The sequence below is a fragment of the Nocardia canadensis genome, from assembly GCF_032656385.1.
Classification (GTDB): Bacteria; Actinomycetota; Actinomycetes; order Mycobacteriales; family Mycobacteriaceae; genus Nocardia; species Nocardia canadensis.
In genome coordinates this window covers 86,884-106,022 of the sequence record NZ_JAVCWB010000005.1, presented here as the reverse complement: position 1 = coordinate 106,022, position 19,139 = coordinate 86,884, and the positions used below count along the sequence as shown (strand labels likewise).

The following is a 19,139-nucleotide window of genomic DNA, read 5'->3' as shown; positions in this document are numbered from 1 at the left end:
GTTGTTCTTGCTTCGATAAATATCAGTTATGCACTTCGCTAGAATCCCGGCATGGAACTGCGGCAGCTGCGGTATTTCGTCACCGTCGTCGACGAGGGCGGGTTCACGCGTGCGGCCGAGCGTCTGCATCTGACGCAGCCGGGGTTGAGCGCCCAGGTCAGGCAGCTGGAACGCGAACTGGGTCAGCCACTGCTGCACCGGGGCGCTCGGTCGGTGACGCCCACCGAGGTCGGCTCGGCGGTGCTCGCGCACGCACGGGCCGCCCTGGCGGCGGCCGACCGGATCGGCGAGACCGTGCAGGAATTCTCCGGGCTGCTACGCGGGCACGTGCGGCTCGGCGTGATCTCCGGCGCGGCCACCGAGGAATTCGATGTCGCGGGCGTGCTCGCCGACTTCCACGATGATCACCCGCAGGTGCGGATCAGCCTCACCGAGGACACCGCCGAGCGGATGCTGGCCGCCCTCGAGCGTGGCGAGCTCGACATCGCCCTGGTCGGATTGACCGGCGCCGCACCGAATCCCGGCATCGGACTGGACGTGATCCTGGAGACGCCGGTGGTCGCCGCCGTCGCCGGCGACGCGCCCGCCGACCCCGGCGAGTCGGCGGGCACGATCAGCCTGTCCGCGCTGACCGAACATCGCCTGATCTGTCTCCCGCGCGGCACCGGCCTGCGGGGCGTATTCGAAAGAGCATGCGCTGCGGCGGGTTTCACCCCGGACATCGCCTTCGAGGCCGCCGCTCCCCCGCTGCTGCTGCGGCTGGCCGCCCACGGTCTCGGCACCGCGGTCGTGCCCGCGCTCACCGAGGACGAGGCGAAGGCGTTCGGCGTGCGCGCGCTGGCCATCGTCGACCCGCCGATCCGTGGGCGGCTCGCGCTGGCCTGGCGCACCGATCGCCCCGGCGGACCGGCGGCCAAGGTCTTGCTCGGCCAATTGCGCATCGCCCTCGGCCGCCGCTGAAACAGCCCGGAAATCCGCTGTGAACTGGCCTTTTACTCTGGACTGCACCATCGGACAGAGCGGATAATTCAGACATCCGGTGCCGCTGTCGGGGGGCGACAACGAAAGTATCGGACAAAGGACGAAACAATGATCGTCAACAAACTGGTGGCAGCGGCGATATTCGCCATCGCGGCCACCGGTGTCAGCACGGCTATGGCGAATGGACAGGCCCGAGTGGGCCAGGATCTGACCTTCAGCGCGATCGACGGGCCACTGGCCTACACGACGACACTGGCGGCGGACCACTCGACGGCGACGATCGACCTCGTCGCGGGGCGGTTCGAACTCGGCGACGGCACGGTCACCGTCTTCGCCGACGACGGCGCGGTGGTCGGCGCCATTCCGACGACCCTGCGCATGGCGACCGGGCAGAGCGTCACCGTGGCGCCCACTCTCGACAGCAGCGCGCGGGTACTGACCCTCACCCCGGTCAGTGCGCCTGCGCCCGCGCCCGCCGCGGCGGCGACCGCACCCGCGGTGCTCGGCCTGCACCAGGCCGCCACGACGGGCTCCATCGTCGCCGGCGTCGCGATCGGGTGCGCCGTCGGCATTCTGATCGGGATCTGGTTCTTCCTGGTCGGCGCGGTGGTCGGCTGCGTGATCGGTGGTGTCATCGGCGGGTTCATCGCCGCGGGAATGTGAGCGGGATCGAGTGAAGGAGAGACTCGTCTGACTGCGGTCCGCCACGACCGGCCCGGACCGGCACGGTCCGGGCCGTGGTCGTCAGGCGGGGATCGAATCCTGGCGCGCCACGGCCACCGGCTTGCCCGCCACCTCGCGCACCACGAGGTAGATCGGGAAGGCGATGGGCGACAACAGGATCGTGGCGACCAGCAGCGGGCCCATCAGCAGCGGGGAGATCCCGCGCTCGCGGCTGTCGAGGTAGATCCAGCGGCCGAGGAACAGGTCCCAGGCGATGATCTGGGCCCACAGGGCGGTGAGCAGGGCCGGGTCGGCGACGGCGGCGGTGATCGCGTCCAGCGACGGCGAGGTGACCAACGACCACAGCGCGCCGAGGACCGGCACGGCCACGATCGCCCAGATCGTCAACGGCAGCACCACGATCCACGGCGAGCCGATGATCGTCCGGGTGGGGCGCCAGGTGGGCGCCAGGATCATCAGCGCCCAGAAGGGCACGGTGACGAAGAACGAGAGATCGAAGAGCGTGCTCATGCGGTGACCGCCTGTCGGGTGAGGGTCGCGCTCGCGAGCGAGGCGAGAGTTCCGGCGACGACGAGGGTGACGATCGCCGCGGCCGCGGTCAGGGTGACCCGGTCGGGATGAATCAGCGGCTGACCGCGCAGGGCCTGCCAGGTGAGCAGCGCCAGCGTCGCGGCGTAGCCGAAGGCCACGGTCCAGACCAGCCCGAGGCGGGCACGCACGGAAGCGAACACCGGCACGCGCGGCGCCAAGATGAGCAGCAGCGCGGCGAACAGTGGCAACACCTGCAGGGCGTGCATGCCGAAGAAGTGCGGAATACGCAGGTCCCCGTGCGTGGTGCTCCAGCCGGTCAGCGGCATGCCCGGCGTGCCGTCGGGCGCGCCGACGGTGTGCGCGCCGGCGATGTCGGTCACGCCCGATTCGCGGTTCGGCATCAGATTGCCCAGGCCGAGCCCGACCAAGGTGATCGCCAGACCGAGCCGGATCGACCAGGTGGTCGCCCGGTCACCGAACCTGGCGAACGCGAGCTGCGCCGCGACGACCATGGTGGCGAGGAAGAGCACGAGGATGGTGCTGCCCATGGTGACCCACAGCACGGCATCGAACGTGGTGGTCATGTTGTAGTGGCTGCGGGTGCCGCGCACCACCTGACCGAAGATGATCAGCTGCTCGATGGCGCCGGCGACGACGATCACCGTCGCCATCGCCGAGGTGAGCCGGGACACCTTGGGCCGCAACGAGATCAGCCAGGCCAGCGCGACGCTGTAGAGCACGAACGAGATCGCGAACTTGGTCGGCTTGAACCAGGCGGTCGACCCGGCGATCACCCGGTCGTCGACCAGCATCCCGACCAGCCCGACGACGACCAGGACCGCGTTGATCGCGGCGAAGTAGAGCAGGGGGCGGTGGAGTCCGGACTGCCTGCGGGGCAGCGCGTCGAGGGACGAAAGGACAGACATGACGAATCTCCCAGAGATAGATAGCTTCACTATCCGTTATGGATAGTTAGACTATCCGCTGTATCCAGGGTGAGCAAGGGGGCGGCCGAAAGCAGAGGTGAACTGTGCGGATCTCAGAGTTGAGCGAGCGCAGCGGGATCGCGCTCGCGACGATCAAGTACTACCTGCGTGAGGGCCTGCTCCCGCCGGGCGAGCGGACCGGGCCCAACCAGGCCAGCTACGGCGAACAGCACCTGCGCAGGCTGCGGCTGGTGCGCGCGCTGATCGAGGTCGGCGGGCTGCCGGTGGCCACCGTGGGCGAAGTGCTCGCCGCCGTCGACTCCCCCGACCTGCCCATGTTCAGCCTGCTCGGCGTGGTGCAGGACAGCATCACCGCACCACCGCCGCCCGCCGCCGACGCCGAATGGGAGCGCGCCGCGGCCACCGTGCGCGCGGAGATGGACCGCCGTGGCTGGGCCGCCGAGCCGAGCCCCGGGCCGATCGACATCCTCACCTCGGTCCTGGTGCGGCTGGCCCAGCTGGGCTACGAGGACTGGGGCACCACCGCGCTGCCGAGCTACTTCGACGGTGCGCGGGTGATCGCCGACAACGACGTGGCGACCGCGCTGGCCGCGGGCGGGCGCGACGACATCATCGACGCCGTCGTGGTGCTGACCGTCCTCGGTGACACCGCCATGGCCGCCATCCGGCGCATCGCCCAGGCCCAGGTCTCGCTGGAACAGCTGAAGAACCGCCAGGAATGAGCGACGGCCCCGCGGATATCCGCGGGGCCGTCGGTCTTTCGGCAGCTCAGAGCAGGCGCGACAGGAAAGCCTTGGTGCGCTCGTGCTGGGGGTTGGCCAGCAGCTCGCGCGGCGGGCCCGACTCGACGACCACACCGCCGTCCATGAACACCAGCTCGTCGGCGACCTCGCGGGCGAAGCCCATCTCGTGGGTCACCACGATCATCGTCATGCCGGAGTCGGCGAGTTCGCGCATGACGGTGAGCACCTCGCCGACCAGCTCGGGGTCCAGCGCCGAGGTGGGCTCGTCGAACAGCATCAACTTGGGGTCCATGGCCAGCGCCCGCGCGATGGCGACCCGCTGCTGCTGACCGCCCGACAACTGCGCCGGATAGGCGTTGCGCTTGGCGGCCAGCCCGACCCGCTCCAGGAGCTCCTCGGCCCTGGCGATCGCGTCGGCTCTGCGGAGGCCGCGCACCTGGGTCGGCGCCTCGATGATGTTCTCGAGGGCGGTCCGGTGCGGGAACAGGTTGAAGTGCTGGAACACCATCCCGATGTCGCGGCGCTGGACCGCGGCGTCGCGCGGATGCATCTCGTAGAGCTTGCCGTTCTTCTCCCGGTAGCCGACGAGATCACCGTCGACGTAGAGCCGGCCCGCGTTCACCTGCTCGAGGTGGTTGATGCAGCGCAGGAAGGTCGACTTGCCCGAACCCGAGGGCCCGACCAGGGTCAGCACCTTGCCGCGCGGCACCTCCAGCGAGACGCCCTTGAGTACCTTCAGCGCGCCGAAGTTCTTGCACACCCGATCGGCGAGCACCATCGGCGGCGTCGTCACTGCTGATTCGCTCATTTCGCCTTCACCGCCGCCTGCGCCGTGGCCAGTTCCTCGAGCTGCTTGGCCGTCAGCTGCCGGGTGGCACCGCGCGAGTAGTAGCGCTCCAAGTAGTACTGCCCGACCATCAGGACACTGGTGATCGCCAGGTACCAGGTGGCACAGACGAGCAGCAGCGGGATCGGCTGGAAGTTCACGCCGTAGATGTCGCGCGCGCGGCCGAACAGATCGGTGCTGAGCGGGATGGCCGTGACCAGCGAGGTGGTTTTGAGCATGCCGATCAGCTCGTTGCCGGTGGGCGGGATGATCACCCGCATCGCCTGGGGCAGCACCGTGCGGCGCATCGTCTGCGTCCACGACATGCCCAGCGCCACCGAGGCCTCGCGCTGGCCCTCACCCACGGAGTTGATGCCCGCGCGCACGATCTCGGCCATGTAGGCGGCCTCGTTGAGACCGAGGCCGATCACCGCGAACAGGAACGCCGCCTGCAGATGCTGCACGTCCAGGTGGAAGAACTGCGGGCCGAACGGCACGCCGAGGTCGATCTGCTTGTAGAGCGAGGGCACCAGGCCCCAGAACACCAACTGCACGAAGACCGGGGTGCCGCGGAAGATCCACAGGTACACCCACGCGGTGGTCCGCAGCACCGGGTTCGGCGACAGCCGCATCACCGCCAGCACGGTGCCCAGACCCACCGCGATCGCCATGGCGAGCACGGTGAGTTCCAGCGTCACCAGCGCACCCGCGGTGATCCGGCTGTCGAACAGGTACTTGCCGTAGGTGTCCCACCGGTAGGCGGGGTTCGTGGCCGCGCCGTAGACGAACAATCCCACCAGGATCAGGATGATTGCCGCCGCGATCCAGCGACCCGGCCTGCGCAGCGGGACCGCCGTGATCGGTTCGGGTTCGGCGCCCGGTCCGGGCACCTCCACCGTGTCGTTACGCTCGGTCACGTCAGCTCACTGCGCCGTTGATCACCGAGGTCTTGATCTGACCGTCCTGCACACCCCAGTTCGTGGTGATCTCGCCGTACTTGCCGTTGTCGATCAGGTGCTGCAGCGCCTTCTGCAGGGCCGCCGCCAGGGGCGAGCCCTTCTGCACGGCCCAGCCGTAGGGCGCGGAATCGAACAGCGGGCCCGCGGCCTCGATCTTGCCCTCGCTCTGCTTGATCGCGTAGGCGGTCACCGGGGAGTCGGCCGACATCGCGTCGACCTGGCCCAGCACCAGCGCGTTGGTCGCGGCGCTCTGCTCGTCGAAGGCCTTCATATCGATGGCCGGCTTGCCCTCGGCGACGCACTTGGCGCTCTTGGCGGGAATCTCGTCGGTGTGCTCGACCGTAGTGGACTGTACGGCGACTTTCTTGCCGCACGCATTGTTCGGATCGATGGCTTTACCGGTTTGCTGGGCCCACTGGATGCCCGCGGAGAAATAGGTCGTGAAATCGACCTGCTGTTCGCGTTCGCGCGAATCGGTGATCGAGGACATACCCACGTCGTAGGTGCCGGCCTGAATCGCGGGAATGATCTTCTCGAACGAGGATTCGACGTAGTCGACCTTCAGCCCGAGAGTGGTCGCCACGGCGTCGAGGAGGTCGACGTCGAAGCCGACGATCTTGCCGCTCGCGTCCTTGTACTCGTTCGGCTGGTACGGCACGTTGACGCCGACCACCAGCTTGCCTGCCTGCTTCACCTTGTCGGGAACGGCCGCGGCGAGCGCGTCGACCTTCTCCACCGAAACCTTGGTCACCTCGGCGGTGTCGCCCTCGGTGTTGTCGGCACAGCCGGTCAACACCAGCACACCCGCGGCCGCGGTACACAACAGCCGCGCGGCGCTGCGGCCGAGAACAATACGAACAGACAAAGGAGCCTCCACATTTCACGTCGACGCCGGCCACGTGTCAGCGCCTGTTTGGCAATGTATGCGAACCGGACACAGCGTGGTGCGACAGTAACCGAAGATTAATCAGCCAATGTGAAAGGGGTCCCTTCACCTCCGGTGCACGCGCGCTCTGACCTGCTCGGTGAATTCGCTGGTCGAAGCCAGGCCACCCAGATCCGCGGTCGCGATTCCGGCCGCCAGCGTGGCCGCGACGGCGCGGGTGATCCGCTCGGCGGCGTCGTGCAGCGCACGGTCGTCGTCGCGAACGGCCAACCACCGCAACAACATCGCCGCCGACAATTGCAGCGCCGCCGGGTTGGCGCGATTGCGCCCCGCCAGCCCGGGCGCGGCGCCGTGCACGGCCTGGGCCATCGCCTTGGTGTCGGAGCAGTTCAGGGAGGCGGCCATGCCCAGCGAGCCGGCCAGCTCGCCCGCGAGGTCGGAGAGGATGTCGCCGAAAAGGTTCTCGGTGACGATCACGTCGTACTCGCCGGGCGTGCGCACCAGGTGCGCGGCCATCGCGTCGACGTGCTCGTCGTCGACCCGCACGTCCGGGTACCGCGCGGCCACCTCGTAGCAGACGTCGCGGAACAGGCCCGTCGTCATCGGCAGCACGTTCGCCTTGTGCACCACCGTGACCCGCTTGCGCCTGCCCTGGGCCAGCCGCAGCGCCTGGTGCGCGATCCGCTCGCACGCCTGCCGGGTGATCACCGCGACCGCCATCGCCACATCGGGGGTGGGGCGGAACTCCCCCGATCCGGCGAACATGTTGCGGTCGGCGTAGAAGCCCTCACTGTTCTCCCGCACGATCACCAGGTCGATGTCGGGTGCGCTCGCCCGCACCCCGGCGAACGCGGCCGCGGGCCGGATGTTGGCGTAGAGGCCGAGCCGTTTGCGGATGGTGCCGCCGGGCGCGATCCGCATGTCGGTGGGATAGGACGCGTTGTCGTGCGGGCCGAGGATCCACGCGTCGAGGTCCTCGAGCGCGACCAGCGTCTGCTCGGGCAGCGGGTCGGCGCAGGCCGCGATGGCGTCGTGGCCCATCAGCAGCGGCACCCATTCCACCGGGCCGCGACCGGCCGCACCGATCGCCTCGTCGACGACCGCTCGCGTCGCGGCGACCACCTCGGGGCCGATTCCGTCTCCGTCGATCACACCGAGCCGCAGGCTCGCCTTCGCACCGTTCACGCGTCCATCCTCGCGCCTGACCGGACCGAGTCGGCCACGGGGACACGCGGGAGCGACTACTTTCTGCAGATCATGGTGCAGTCGGTGGAGTTGCTCCTGGACGAACACGGCGAGGCCGAGGTCCGGCGGCAGTGGGCGGTGCTGGCCGAGGCCGGGATCGGCAGCCCCCGCGGCGCGACCCATCGACCGCACGTCACCGTCGCCGTGGCGCGCGAGATCTGGCCCCGGATCGACCACGCGCTGGCCGGGATCGAGTTCCGGCCGCTGCCGATCACGCTGGGCGGGCTGCTGGTCTTCGGGGCCCGCAGGCCGATCCTGGTGCGACCCGTCGTGGTCACCGAGGACCTGCTCGCCCTCCAGCGCCGGGTCCACCACCTGGTGGCGCCCTGTCCCGGCGTCCCCGCGACCATGGCGCCGAACGCCTGGACCCCACACGTCACGCTGGCCCGCCGGGTGCCGCCGGACCGGCTCGGCGCGGCGATCGGCGCGGTGGCCACCGACCACGACTTTTCCACCGTTGTGGTGGGCATTCGCCGCTGGGACGGGGAGGCACGCCAAGAGCGCCTCGTGGCCGGTGGAAGATAGAGGGACGCCACGGCGTTACAGCCGAGGACACCGACAAGGAAGGGACGTCATGGCCACCCAGACGCTGACCCAGCAGAACTTCGACGAAGTAATCACCGGAAACGACGTGGTCCTCGTCGATTTCTGGGCTTCCTGGTGCGGACCGTGCCGCAGCTTCGCACCGACCTACGAGGCCTCCTCGGACAAGCACACCGATGTGGTCTACGGCAAGGTCGATACCGAGGCCGAGCAGGGACTCGCGGCCGCCGCGAACATCCAGTCCATCCCGACCATCATGGCCTTCCGCGAGGGCGTACTCGTGTTCGCCCAGCCGGGCGCGCTGCCGCCCGCCGCGCTCGAGGACCTGGTGACCCAGGTGAAGGGCCTGGACATGGACGAGGTGCGCAAGCAGATCGCCGAGCAGTCCACTCCCGCCGAATAGGCGCCGCGTACGCGAAGGGTCCGTTCACCTCAGGTGAGGTGAACGGACCCGGACGTGCTCGTCGGCTCAGCCGGCCAGCAGGTTGAGCCCCGCGATCATGGCGCGGACACTCGACTCGGCGGCATCGGCGCGCATGGCCGCGGCCCAGCCGCGCTTGCCGTTGAACTCGCACTGCACGAAGGTGGCGATGCCCTCGGCGGTGCGGCGCTGATGGAATTGCAGGATCTCGAGGGGGTAGCCCTCGTCGTAGAGCGCCGAGGTCATGGCGGCGACCGGGCTACCGGCCGCGATGACGGTGCGCAGATGGTCGGCGAATTCCAGGGTTGCGGTGAAATCCGTTCCGGAACAGGTGAATTCGCCGAGAGTGATCGGTCCGTCGATCCGGGTGTACCGGTCGAGGAACTGGGCGGGAGTCAGGTCGATGGTCTCGGCGCGCAGCCCCTTGGGGGCGGCGTCGAACAGGGCACGGTCCAGTGTCAGCAGTGTCATTGCAGGTGAGGTCTTCCCGAAGATCGTCTTCGTTGGCAGGTGGGACCAGCAGAACAATGAAAATCAGCCCGCAGCGAGGGGGCCGGTCCGAATCAGACCCCGCTACGGCGGGTTACTACGAGAAGAATCTGCCGTGTGGCTGCCTGCGCGGTCTGCGCAGCAGCGGCCGCGCGGTCGCGGTCAGCGACTAGCAGCGCGGCAAAGCGGTCGGCGGGATTCGGCACGGAATCGAGGATAGGGCGATCGTCGCGAAACCGCAACTTGCTTTCCGCCTCGACGTGTCTACTCGTGAGTACCATCACCGCAGCTCAGCGCGTACGCGCTCGGCGCCCGGTACCGTGGTCGCATGGGTACGGTCTTCGCGATGACGATCCCCGGGCTGGCGGCGCTGCTGGTCCTGCTGGCGCTGGTGGAAGTGGTCGTCAACCGGCTCACCGGCACCCGGATACTTCCCTGGACCCGCAAGCGCACCGGCCCGGCGGTGGCGGCGACCGGGTTCGAACATCTGACCGCGATGTTCCAGGGATCCAAGCAGCACGAGTTCGAGCAGCGGCAGAGCACCCTGATGCACCGGGAGACGCCGTCGGAGGGCGCGCCGCCCCGGGATCGGGTGGACCTCACCGGCGGCTCGGCCACCCTCGTCGTTCGCGGCGAGTGATCCGTATTCGCTAGTCCCCCAGCGGTTTCCGGCCATCGGCCAACCGCTCGACCACGGCCAGCGCCCGCGCCGAACCGTCGACGTCGACCTGCAGACGCAGCCCGTCGGGACGCGGACTCGTGCGCAGCACCACCTTGTCGCCCGCCATCACCGGGCCGACGTGCTCGACGATCGCCCGGTACGGCAGTTCGTGCCGGTCGGGGTGCGCGGCGAGAGCCTCCTCCACGGCTTCCCAGTAGACGGCGTTGTTGACATGGCCCAGCCGGTCCACGTCGGTCACCCGCAGCGGGAACGGCACCGCCTCGACATCGAGGTCGTCGAGTTCGCTCAGCGCGGCCCGCCAGCGCAGCCGGTGCTCGGTGGTGCTGGCCAGCATGGGCGCCATGAACGCGTCACTCATCCGGGCGGGCCGTCCGGCCACGGGGTCGATGTGGATGAGGAACGCCGCGGCCTCGATGTGCCCGCCGCGCTCGCCTTTGAGCTGAATCCGCATGTCGCACCAGCGATTCGACAGCGCGTCGGCCCACCGGCGTAGCTGCACGCGGTCACCGAACTCGATCGGCTCGTAGACATCGATCACGGTGCGCCGCACGATCCACGCCTGATGGGCGTCCCCGTCCTCGACCGCGTCGAGGTGGTCGAACCCGATGTCCTGCAGATACCGGGCCACCGCGTCGAGCCGCAGCCGGTCCTGCCCGTCGGTATCGCCGAGACGCACCGGCCACGACGCCGCGAAGGCGCGGCTGATGTCGGGGCAGTCGGGCAGCGGGGTCGCGATGACATCGGCGCTCATACCGCCGATGCTGCCACACCCCGCGCGCGAACCGAGGACGCATCTCCGGCCGGGCCCGGACTACTACGCCCCCTCGGCGGCCTGCTTGATCCCGTCGACGTGGCCGGCCCACATCGCGCGGGCGTGCTCGGCCTCGGCCGGGCTCGCGTTGTTGTCCTGACTCAGCGACAGGTGGGTGCCTGTCGCGCTGCCGGTCAGCTCGTAGGTGAGCGTGTGATAGCTCTCGGGCCGGTCGGGCGCGCCGCTGAGCGGGCTGTAGTGGGTGAGTTGCAGCAGTCGGCCGGGCTCGACGGCCAGGATCTCCCCTTTGTCCTCGTACGCGGTGCCCTCGTACTCACCCGTCCAGGTGATCGGGCTGCCCGGCAGCCAGTCGGTCGACACCTCGGCCCCGAACATGAACCGGCGGATCTGCGCCGGGTCGGTCAGCACGGCCCAGACCCGGTCGGGCGAGGCGGTGATCTCGGTATCGGCGGTAGCGACGAATCCGGTCATGGCACTCAACTCCTTCGGTCTACCCTCACCACCCTACGACCGCGCGGTCGGCGACGTCTTGGACAAAGGCGCCACCTGTCGCCGGGTGTACTCGTATTCCGGCACCGCGAAGCCGGCGTCGAACCGCGCGATCCCGGCGTCGGTGCGCTGCCAGCCGCGGTGCTCGTAGAAGGCGATCGCCGCGGTGTTGGCGCGCAGTACCTCCAGGTAGACCGGCCGATCGGGGAACTCCCGCGCCGACCAGGCCAGGCCCGCCTCGATCAGGGCCGTACCGATCCCCCGGCCGAGCATGCCCGGCCGGGCATGCAGGTTGTCCAGCAGCACGCGACCGTCCGGCATCGGGCGCAGGTAGACGAACCCCACCAGCTCGCCGTCGTCCTCGGCCACCAGCAACCCCGGCGTCAGCGCGTCGACCAGGATCGTCCGCCAGCGTGCGGCCAGGTCGGCGGGCATCGGCCCCGCCAGATACTCCGCGGGCAGCATCCCGGCATAGGCGACCCGCCAGCTGGCGGCGTGCAAGGTGGCGACGGCCGGCGCGTCGGCGACTACCCCTGGTCGAATCAGCATCCGGTCATTCTGCCGACCGGGTCACGGCGGCGCCACCGCGTCACCTCGCCGTGGCGCCGCGCCGGGTGACCACGTTCAGTGCGCCGCCGAATCCCAGCTGCGTCCGGTGCCGACCGAGACCGTCAGCGGAACCGAGAGCTCGATAGCGGACGACATCTGTTCCCGGGCAAGGGCTTCCAGCGTTTCACGCTCCCCCTCGGCGACCTCGAAGACGAGTTCGTCGTGGATCTGCAACAGCATCCGGGAGCGCAGGCCCGCCGCGCGAATCGCGGTCTGCACGTTGATCATCGCGACCTTGATGATGTCGGCCGCGGTGCCCTGGATCGGCGCGTTGAGCGCCATCCGCTCGGCGGCCTCGCGGCGCTGGCGGTTGCTGGAATCCAGGTCGGGCAGATAGCGGCGACGACCGAACAGGGTCTGGGTGTAACCGACCTTACGGGCCTCGTCGACGACCTCCGACAGGTAATCGCGGATGCCGCCGAAGCGGTCGAAGTAGACGTCCATCTGCTCCTTGGCCTCGGCGGTGCTGATCTTCAGCTGGGCCGAGAGGCCGTAGGAGCTCAGGCCGTACGCCAGACCGTAGGACATGGCCTTGATCCGGCGGCGCATCTCCGGGTTCACCTCCGACAGCGGGATGTCGAAGGCCTTCGACGCCACGAAGGTGTGCAGGTCCTCGCCGGAGTTGAACGCCTCGATCAGGCCCGCGTCGCCGGACAGGTGCGCCATGATGCGCATCTCGATCTGGCTGTAGTCGGCGGTCATCAGCTCGGCGTAGCCGGGACCGACGACGAAGGTGTCGCGGATCTGGCGGCCGGTGTCGGTGCGGATCGGGATGTTCTGCAGGTTCGGCTCGGTCGAGGAGAGCCTGCCGGTGGCGGCGATGGTCTGGTTGAAGGTGGTGTGCACGCGTCCGTCGTCGGCGACGGACTTGAGCAGGCCGTCCACGGTGACCTTGAGCCTGGTCGCGTCGCGATGCGCGAGCAGGTGCTCGAGGAAGGCGTGGCCGGTCTTCTCGAACAGCGACTCCAGCGCGTCGGCGTCGGTGGTGTAACCGGTCTTGGTGCGCTTGGTCTTGGGCATGTCGAGCTCGTCGAACAGCACCACCTGCAGCTGCTTGGGCGAGCCGAGATTGATCTGCTTGCCGATCACCTCGTAGGCGGAGTTGGCCGCCTCGGTGACCCGGTCGGCGAACTGACGCTGCAGCGATTCGAGCTGGTCGACGTCGACGGCGATGCCCGCCTCCTCGAGCGTACCGAGCACGCCGAGCAAGGGCAGTTCCATCTCGTGCAGCAGCGCGGTCGACTCGATCTGGGCCAGTTCCCGGTCCAGGGCCTCGGCCAGGTCGGCGACCGCGCGGGCGCGCAGCATCTCCTCGCGGGCGATGTCGGCGGCGACGGTATCCTCGTCGTCGAGCAGCGAGAGCTGGCCCGAGTCGCCGGTCTCGGCGCGCAGTTCGCGCTTGAGGTAGCGCAGCGACAGATCGTCGAGGTTGAAGCTGCGCTGGCCCGGGCGGACCAGGTAGGCGGCCAGCGCGGTGTCGCTGGTGAGCCCGGCCAGGGTGAGGCCGCGCCCGCGCAGCGCGTGTTGGGCGGCCTTGGCCTCGTGCAGCGCCTTGGGGACGGCCGGGTCGGCCAGCCAGGCGCCCAGGGCCGCCTCGTCCTCGGTACTCAGCGCGGTGAGGTCGATATAGCCGCCCTCACCGTCGGCGGCCGCGATGGCCAGCGCGCGGGCGTCCCCGTGTACCGGGGTGCCGGTGCCGACGATCGAGAGACCGTGGCGGACACCGGCTTTCGCATGCTCGGCCAGCCAGTCGGCGACCGCGCCCTGCTCGAGGGCGGCGCCGCTGATCTCGAAGCCCGATTCCGCCTCCGGTTCGGCGGAGCCGAGGGTTTCGAACAGCCGGTCGCGCAGCACCCGGAATTCCAGGTCGTCGAAGAGCTGGTGGATCTTCTCCCGGTCCCACGGCGCCTGGGCCAGCTGGTCGGGGGTGTAGGGCAGCGGCACCTCGCGCACCATCTCGGTGAGCTGGCGGTTGAGCACCACGCTGGACAGATTGGCGCGCAGTGAGTCGCCGACCTTGCCCTTGACCTGGTCGACCTTGTCCACCAGGGTGGCCAGGTCGCCGTACTCGCGGATCCACTTGGCCGCGGTCTTCTCGCCGACGCCGGGGATGCCGGGCAGGTTGTCGCTGGGGTCGCCGCGCAGCGCCGCGTAGTCGGGGTACTGGGCCGGGGTCAGACCGTACTTGGCCGCCACCTCGGCCGGGGTGAAGCGGGTGAGGTCGGAGACGCCCTTGCGTGGGTAGAGCACGGTGACGTCGTCGTTGACCAGCTGGATCGCGTCGCGGTCACCGGTGACGATGAAGACCCGGTAGCCCTGGGCGACGGCCTGGGTGGTGAGCGTGGCGATCACGTCGTCGGCCTCGTAGCCGTCGATCGCCATCACCGGGATGCCCAGCGCGCCCAGCACGTCCTTGGTGAGTTCGACCTGACCGCGGAACTCGTCGGGCGTCGCGCTGCGGTTGGCCTTGTATTCCGGGTACGCCTCGGTGCGGAAGGTCTTGCGGGACACGTCGAATGCCGCGGCCACGTGGCTGGGCTTCTCGTCGCGCAGCAGATTGATCAGCATCGAGGTGAAGCCGTACACCGCGTTGGTGGTCTGCCCGGTGACGGTCTTGAAGTTCTCCGCCGGTAGCGCGAAGAACGCGCGGTAGGCCAGCGAGTGCCCGTCCAGGAGCAGCAGCGTCGGCCGCTCACCCCCGGAGACGGTGGTCGTTGTCGATGCCTGAGCAGTCGTCGGTGAACTCACCCGGATGAGTGTAGGGACCACCACCGACACGGGCGAACGCCGCCGCGCCGATCGCAGGAACCACACCCCCGCCGCCGCACCGATCACCGCCACCGCGCCCCGCCACCGCACCGACTACCGCCACCGCCCCGCGCCGCATTGCCCCGCCCCGATCACTGCCCCGCCACCACGGCCCGACCCCGAGGAGGGCCCCGCCGCGCAGCGGCGGGTCGCGGCCGTCCCGCCGATCGGGCGCCGTTGCGTAGGCGACGAAGGAGCAAGCAACGGTGCCCGATCGGCGGGACCGAGAGGCCGCGACTCGAGCGCGCCAGCGCTCCAGCAACTCAGTGCCCGAGGTAGGCGGACATGACGGCGGGATCGGTGAGCAGCGCCGCGCCCGCACCGGTCTTGGTGACCTCACCGGTTTCCAGAATGTAGGCGCGGTCGCTGCGGGTCAGGGCCTGCTGAGCGTTCTGCTCGACGAGCAGGACCGTGGTGCCCTGGCGGTTGATCTCGCTGATGATCTTGAAGATCTGCTGGATCACCATGGGCGCCAGACCCATCGACGGTTCGTCGAGCAGCAGCAGCTTGGGCCGGGCCATCAGGGCGCGGCCGATGGCCAGCATCTGCTGCTCACCGCCGGAGAGGGTGCCACCGACCTGCTTGCGCCGCTCGGCCAGCCGCGGGAACAGCTCGAAGATCCAGTCCAGCGTCTGCTGGTACTCGGCCTTCTGCTCGAACGGCCTGCCGTAGCAGCCCATGTCGAGGTTCTCGGCCACGGTCATGCCGGGGAACACCCCGCGACCCTCCGGCGCCTGGATCAGGCCCTGGACCACCCGGTCGTGGGCCTTCATCGTGGTGATGTCCTTGCCCTCGAACAGGATCCGGCCCGAGGTGAGCGGCAGCAGGCCCGACAGCGCGCGCATGGTGGTGGTCTTGCCGGCGCCGTTGGCACCGAGCAACGTCACCAGCTCGCCCTGTTCGACCGACAGCGAGATCCCGTGCAGCGCTTCGATTCTGCCGTAGTTGACGACCATGTCGCGCACCTCGAGCAGCGGCACCGACTGGTCGGCGACGACCTCGGGTTCCTCCCGCGCCGCCGCCACCACGGTGTCCGGTGCCCGGGTGTGCGCGGCTTCGGCCACGGCGGCGGCGCCGGCTCCGTCCCGGACCTCCTCGATGGTGTCCGCGTCCGGCACACCGAGGTAGGCGGCGATCACGGCCGGGTCCTCGCGGACCTCGGCGGGCAGGCCGTCGGCGATCTTGCGCCCGAACTCGAGCACCACGATCCGGTCGGTCACGCCCATCACCAGGCGCATGTCGTGCTCGATCAGCAGGACGGTGTAGCCGTCGTCGCGGATCTTGCGGATCAGCTCCATCAGCGCCGACTTCTCGCTGGGGTTGAAGCCGGCGGCGGGTTCGTCCAGGCACAGCAGCTTGGGCTCGGTCGCCAGCGCTCGCGCGATCTCGAGCCTGCGCTGGTCACCGTAGGACAGGTTGCGGGCCTTCTCCACCGCTCGCGGCGCGATGCCGACGAACTCGAGCAGGGCCATGCCGCGTTCGATCGCGTCGCGTTCCTCCCGGCGATGCTTGGGCGTGCGGAACACCGCGCCGGGCACCGAGGTGCTGTGCCGGGCGTCGGTGCCGACGACCACGTTCTCCAGCGCCGTCATCTCGCCGAAGAGCCGCACGTTCTGGAACGTGCGCGCGATGCCGAGGCGGGTGATCTCGTTGCGCTTGGTCTTGGCCAGCGGCCGCCCGTCGAAGTGCACGCTGCCACCGGCCGGCTTGTAGACGCCGGTGATCGCGTTGAAACAGGTGGTCTTGCCGGCACCGTTGGGGCCGATCAGGCCGAGGATCTCGCCGCGGCGGATCTCGAAGCTGACGCTGTCGAGCGCGGTCAGGCCGCCGAACTTCACCGTCAGCCCGTCGGTGCGCAGCAGCGGTTCGCCCACCGCGGTCTCGATGTCGCGGTGCGGGGCGACCACATCGGCCACGGTCTCCGCGTCGCCCAGGGCGGGCAGCACCGCGGTGACGTCGACCTCGCCCGCCGGTTCGACCTCCGGCGCGGGCTTGTACCCGGCCGACATGTCCTCGTTGTCGTACAGCGCGTCTCCCGCGCCCGGCCCCGTCATCGCCCTGCTCCGATCGGTTCGGCCGCCGGCTTGCGCACGACCGCCTGGTACACCTGTCTGCCGTAGGTGAGCAGTTTCTGCCGCACCGGGAACAGACCCTGTGGCCGCAGAATCATCATCACCACCAGCGCGATGCCGAAGTAGAGGTACTTCAGGTCACCGAGATTCTGCGCGCCGCCCTTGCGGTAGAGCAGCACGCTACCCAACAGCAGCAGCCCGAAGACCACCGCGAGGATCGAGACCGTGATCACCCCGCGCCGCACCCACACGCCCAGCGCGTCGCGACGCCACCGCCACAGCAGCCACAGCCCGACCAGCAGCGCGATGTCGAGCCCGAGCAGCAGATAGCCGGTCGACTCGCTCGACACCAGCTGCACCGACTGCAACCGCATCGGCAGATAGGCGATCAGGAACGCGCCGACGATCACGCCGAGTTTGTTGCCCGAACCGCCGAGCACCACCGCGCACAGGAACAGCATCGACAAGATGATGTCGAACTGCTTGGGGTTGACGTAGGTGACCTGACCGGCGTACATGGCGCCGGACAGACCGCCGACGGACGCGCCGATCACGAAGGCCCACAGCTTGAACTTGAAGGTCGGCACGCCCATGATCTCGGCGGCGTCCTCGTCCTCGCGGATGGCGACCCAGGAGCGGCCGACACGGCTGCGCTCGAGGTTGCCGATGACCAGCAGCACCACGACGACCAGCGCCATGCCGAGCCAGAACCACCAGGTGCCGTTGTTGGCCCGCTGCAACGGATTCGCACTGTCGGGATCACCGAGGTTGCCCGGGGAGAAGTAGCCACCGGGATGCGCTTCGGATTCGCCGACCTGCGGGTAGGCGATCTTGGACAGGCCGAGGCTGCCGTTGGTCAGTTCCTCGAGGTTGTCGGCCATCAGGCGCACGATCTCACCGAAGCCCAGCGTCACGATCGCCAGGTAGTCACCGCGCAGGCGCAGTGTCGGCGCGCCGAGCACGAGGCCGGCGAAGGCGGTCAGCGCGACTGCGATCGGCAGGCAGGCCAGCCACGCCCAGCTGGGATTGAGCCAGCCGCCGTCGGTCTGGTTCCACGGACTGTTCGGGCTGGTCAGCAGGCCGACCGTGTAGGCGCCGACGGCGTAGAAGCCGACATAGCCGAGGTCGAGCAGGCCGGCCTGGCCGACGACCACGTTCAGGCCGATCGCGATCAGCGCGTACATCGCGAACTGCGCCATCACGCCGCCGAAGCTCACGCCGGGGGTGTCGATCAGCGGGGGCGGGTACAGCGGCAGGATCGCCAGCACGGCGATGATCGGCACGCCGACGGCCCACTGGCCCGGCCGCGAGAGCCCGTCCCACCAGTCGCGGATCGCGTCGCCGAGGCCGTGTCGATCCTGGTTCTTCACCGGGGTTTTCGTCGTGTCGGTCATGCGCGCGCCCTCCCCAGGCTCTCGCCGAGGATGCCGGTCGGCCGGAACATCAGCACCGTCACCAGCAGGACGAAGGCGACCACGTCACGCCATTCGTTGCCGAACAGGATCTGTCCGTACTGCTCGGCGACGCCGAGGATCATGCCGCCCAGCAGCGCGCCGCGCAGGTTGCCGATGCCGCCGAGCACCGCGGCGCTGAACGCCTTGATACCGAGGATGAAGCCGCCGGAGAAGATGATGCCGGTGGGGATGTAGAGGGTGTACAGCATCGCGGCCGCGCCGGCGAGCAGGCCGCCGATGAGGAAGGTCAGCACGATGACCCGCTCGCGCGAGACACCCATCAGGGTCGCGGTGTCGGGGTCCTGGGCGACCGCGCGGATGGCGCGGCCGAACTTGGTGCGGTTGATGACGATCTCGGTGGTGACGGCGAGCACGATGGCCGCCGCGAAGATCACCAGCGCCACATTGGTCACCTGCGCGCCGAGGAAGGTGAACTGTACCTTCGGCTCCACCAGCCGGATGCCGGTCTGGGCGTTGGAGCCGCCGAGGCCGGGCTTGATCTTGGGCAGGATGTAGTGGACGAACTCCTGGATCACGAACGACATGCCGATCGCGGTGATCAGGAAGGCCAGGGGTTTGGCTCCGCGCCTGCGCAGCGGCCGGTAGGCGACTCGTTCCAGGCCGACCGCGGCGATGCCCGAGACCAGCATGCCGAACAGCATCGCCAGACCGAGATAGACCACCGTGAGCAGCACACCCTGGGAGTACGCGTTGCCGCTGGGGGCGAAGCCGAGCAGCTCCAGTCCCACATAGGTGCCGAACATGCCGAGCATGAAGATCTCGGAATGGGCGAAGTTGATCAGTCTCAGGACGCCGTAGACCAGCGTGTAGCCGACCGCGACCAACGCGTAGATCGACCCGTAGGTGAGACCGTCCACGGTCAATCGCCAGAACTGGTCGATCACCCCGGAGACGTTGAAATCGATGGACCCCTCGGCCAACAGGGTCACACCGAGCGAAGCCGCTGATGTCATGATTTCTCTCGCGTCAGGCGAGCG

General features: G+C 69.1%; 20 protein-coding genes and 1 pseudogene. 6 read left to right on the top strand and 15 right to left on the bottom strand.

Going from position 1 to position 19,139, the window contains the following annotated elements:
• Positions 1–51 precede the first annotated feature (51 nt).
• Positions 52–960: a LysR family transcriptional regulator gene (locus Q7X29_RS11945; RefSeq protein ID WP_218716669.1), complete on the top strand. Its 909-nt coding sequence runs from the start codon at positions 52–54 to the stop codon at positions 958–960.
• Positions 961–1,089: 129 nt separating this feature from the next.
• A complete protein-coding gene (locus Q7X29_RS11940) occupies positions 1,090–1,644 on the top strand; it encodes a hypothetical protein (protein ID WP_316574081.1) in 555 nt (184 codons plus the stop codon).
• Between the two features lie 81 nt (positions 1,645–1,725).
• On the opposite strand, the gene Q7X29_RS11935 is transcribed toward Q7X29_RS11940, so the two are convergent.
• Positions 1,726–2,175: an ABA4-like family protein gene (locus Q7X29_RS11935; RefSeq protein WP_316574080.1), complete on the bottom strand. Its 450-nt coding sequence runs from the start codon at positions 2,173–2,175 to the stop codon at positions 1,726–1,728.
• The gene (locus tag Q7X29_RS11930) at positions 2,172–3,122 is read right to left on the bottom strand and encodes a hypothetical protein (RefSeq protein ID WP_218716666.1); all 951 of its coding nucleotides are present in this window, start codon (positions 3,120–3,122) and stop codon (positions 2,172–2,174) included. The genes Q7X29_RS11935 and Q7X29_RS11930 overlap by 4 nt, the downstream gene beginning before the upstream one ends.
• 119 nt (positions 3,123–3,241) lie before the next feature.
• On the opposite strand from Q7X29_RS11930, the gene Q7X29_RS11925 reads away from it, so the two are divergent.
• Positions 3,242–3,865 carry a MerR family transcriptional regulator gene (locus Q7X29_RS11925; RefSeq protein ID WP_316574079.1) on the top strand — a complete coding sequence of 208 codons (624 nt, stop codon included), beginning with the start codon at positions 3,242–3,244 and terminating at the stop codon, positions 3,863–3,865.
• Positions 3,866–3,911: 46 nt separating this feature from the next.
• Here the strand turns inward: Q7X29_RS11925 and Q7X29_RS11920 are convergent, their stop codons facing one another.
• The 4 genes from Q7X29_RS11920 to Q7X29_RS11905 form a co-directional block, all read right to left on the bottom strand.
• Positions 3,912–4,664 (bottom strand): amino acid ABC transporter ATP-binding protein, encoded by a 753-nt coding sequence (locus Q7X29_RS11920; protein WP_218716689.1) that lies wholly within the window; start codon positions 4,662–4,664, stop codon positions 3,912–3,914.
• Between the two features lie 26 nt (positions 4,665–4,690).
• A complete protein-coding gene (locus Q7X29_RS11915) occupies positions 4,691–5,629 on the bottom strand; it encodes an amino acid ABC transporter permease (RefSeq protein WP_218716664.1) in 939 nt (312 codons plus the stop codon).
• A 1-nt stretch (position 5,630) separates the two neighbouring features.
• Positions 5,631–6,536, bottom strand: a complete 906-nt coding sequence (locus Q7X29_RS11910) for an ABC transporter substrate-binding protein (RefSeq protein ID WP_316574078.1) — start codon at positions 6,534–6,536, stop codon at positions 5,631–5,633.
• Positions 6,537–6,662: 126 nt separating this feature from the next.
• A complete protein-coding gene (locus tag Q7X29_RS11905; protein ID WP_316574077.1) occupies positions 6,663–7,742 on the bottom strand; it encodes an isocitrate/isopropylmalate dehydrogenase family protein in 1,080 nt (359 codons plus the stop codon).
• Between the two features lie 84 nt (positions 7,743–7,826).
• Between Q7X29_RS11905 and Q7X29_RS11900 the strand changes: the two genes are divergently transcribed.
• Both Q7X29_RS11900 and trxA read left to right on the top strand, forming a co-directional pair.
• Positions 7,827–8,327: a 2'-5' RNA ligase family protein gene (locus Q7X29_RS11900; RefSeq protein ID WP_316574076.1), complete on the top strand. Its 501-nt coding sequence runs from the start codon at positions 7,827–7,829 to the stop codon at positions 8,325–8,327.
• A 49-nt stretch (positions 8,328–8,376) separates the two neighbouring features.
• Positions 8,377–8,748 (top strand): thioredoxin, encoded by a 372-nt coding sequence (trxA, locus tag Q7X29_RS11895; protein WP_218716661.1) that lies wholly within the window; start codon positions 8,377–8,379, stop codon positions 8,746–8,748.
• A gap of 66 nt (positions 8,749–8,814) precedes the next feature.
• Here trxA and Q7X29_RS11890 read toward each other — a convergent pair whose 3' ends face one another.
• Positions 8,815–9,237, bottom strand: a complete 423-nt coding sequence (locus Q7X29_RS11890; protein ID WP_218716660.1) for a 2-isopropylmalate synthase — start codon at positions 9,235–9,237, stop codon at positions 8,815–8,817.
• A gap of 346 nt (positions 9,238–9,583) precedes the next feature.
• Between Q7X29_RS11890 and Q7X29_RS11885 the strand changes: the two genes are divergently transcribed.
• Positions 9,584–9,895, top strand: coding sequence for a DUF6191 domain-containing protein (locus Q7X29_RS11885; RefSeq protein ID WP_218716659.1), 312 nt, complete (start codon positions 9,584–9,586; stop codon positions 9,893–9,895).
• A gap of 10 nt (positions 9,896–9,905) precedes the next feature.
• Here Q7X29_RS11885 and Q7X29_RS11880 read toward each other — a convergent pair whose 3' ends face one another.
• The 8 genes and pseudogenes from Q7X29_RS11880 to Q7X29_RS11845 form a co-directional block, all read right to left on the bottom strand.
• Positions 9,906–10,688 (bottom strand): acyl-[acyl-carrier-protein] thioesterase, encoded by a 783-nt coding sequence (locus Q7X29_RS11880; RefSeq protein WP_316574075.1) that lies wholly within the window; start codon positions 10,686–10,688, stop codon positions 9,906–9,908.
• 63 nt (positions 10,689–10,751) lie between these two features.
• Positions 10,752–11,180, bottom strand: coding sequence for an SRPBCC domain-containing protein (locus Q7X29_RS11875; protein ID WP_316574074.1), 429 nt, complete (start codon positions 11,178–11,180; stop codon positions 10,752–10,754).
• Positions 11,181–11,213: 33 nt separating this feature from the next.
• Positions 11,214–11,747, bottom strand: coding sequence for a GNAT family N-acetyltransferase (locus Q7X29_RS11870; RefSeq protein ID WP_316574073.1), 534 nt, complete (start codon positions 11,745–11,747; stop codon positions 11,214–11,216).
• Positions 11,748–11,822: 75 nt separating this feature from the next.
• On the bottom strand, positions 11,823–14,555 hold the full coding sequence (gene polA, locus Q7X29_RS11865; protein ID WP_316574072.1) for a DNA polymerase I: 2,733 nt from the start codon (positions 14,553–14,555) through the stop codon (positions 11,823–11,825).
• Between the two features lie 323 nt (positions 14,556–14,878).
• The gene (locus Q7X29_RS11860; RefSeq protein ID WP_255587159.1) at positions 14,879–15,571 is read right to left on the bottom strand and encodes an ABC transporter ATP-binding protein; all 693 of its coding nucleotides are present in this window, start codon (positions 15,569–15,571) and stop codon (positions 14,879–14,881) included.
• A gap of 147 nt (positions 15,572–15,718) precedes the next feature.
• Positions 15,719–16,624 (bottom strand): annotated as a pseudogene (locus Q7X29_RS11855) (ABC transporter ATP-binding protein); the annotation flags it as partial.
• Positions 16,625–16,665: 41 nt separating this feature from the next.
• On the bottom strand, positions 16,666–18,081 hold the full coding sequence (locus Q7X29_RS11850) for a branched-chain amino acid ABC transporter permease (protein WP_316574071.1): 1,416 nt from the start codon (positions 18,079–18,081) through the stop codon (positions 16,666–16,668).
• Positions 18,078–19,115 carry a branched-chain amino acid ABC transporter permease gene (locus Q7X29_RS11845; protein ID WP_218716851.1) on the bottom strand — a complete coding sequence of 346 codons (1,038 nt, stop codon included), beginning with the start codon at positions 19,113–19,115 and terminating at the stop codon, positions 18,078–18,080. Before Q7X29_RS11845 ends, Q7X29_RS11850 begins: the two co-directional genes overlap by 4 nt.
• Positions 19,116–19,139 lie beyond the last annotated feature (24 nt).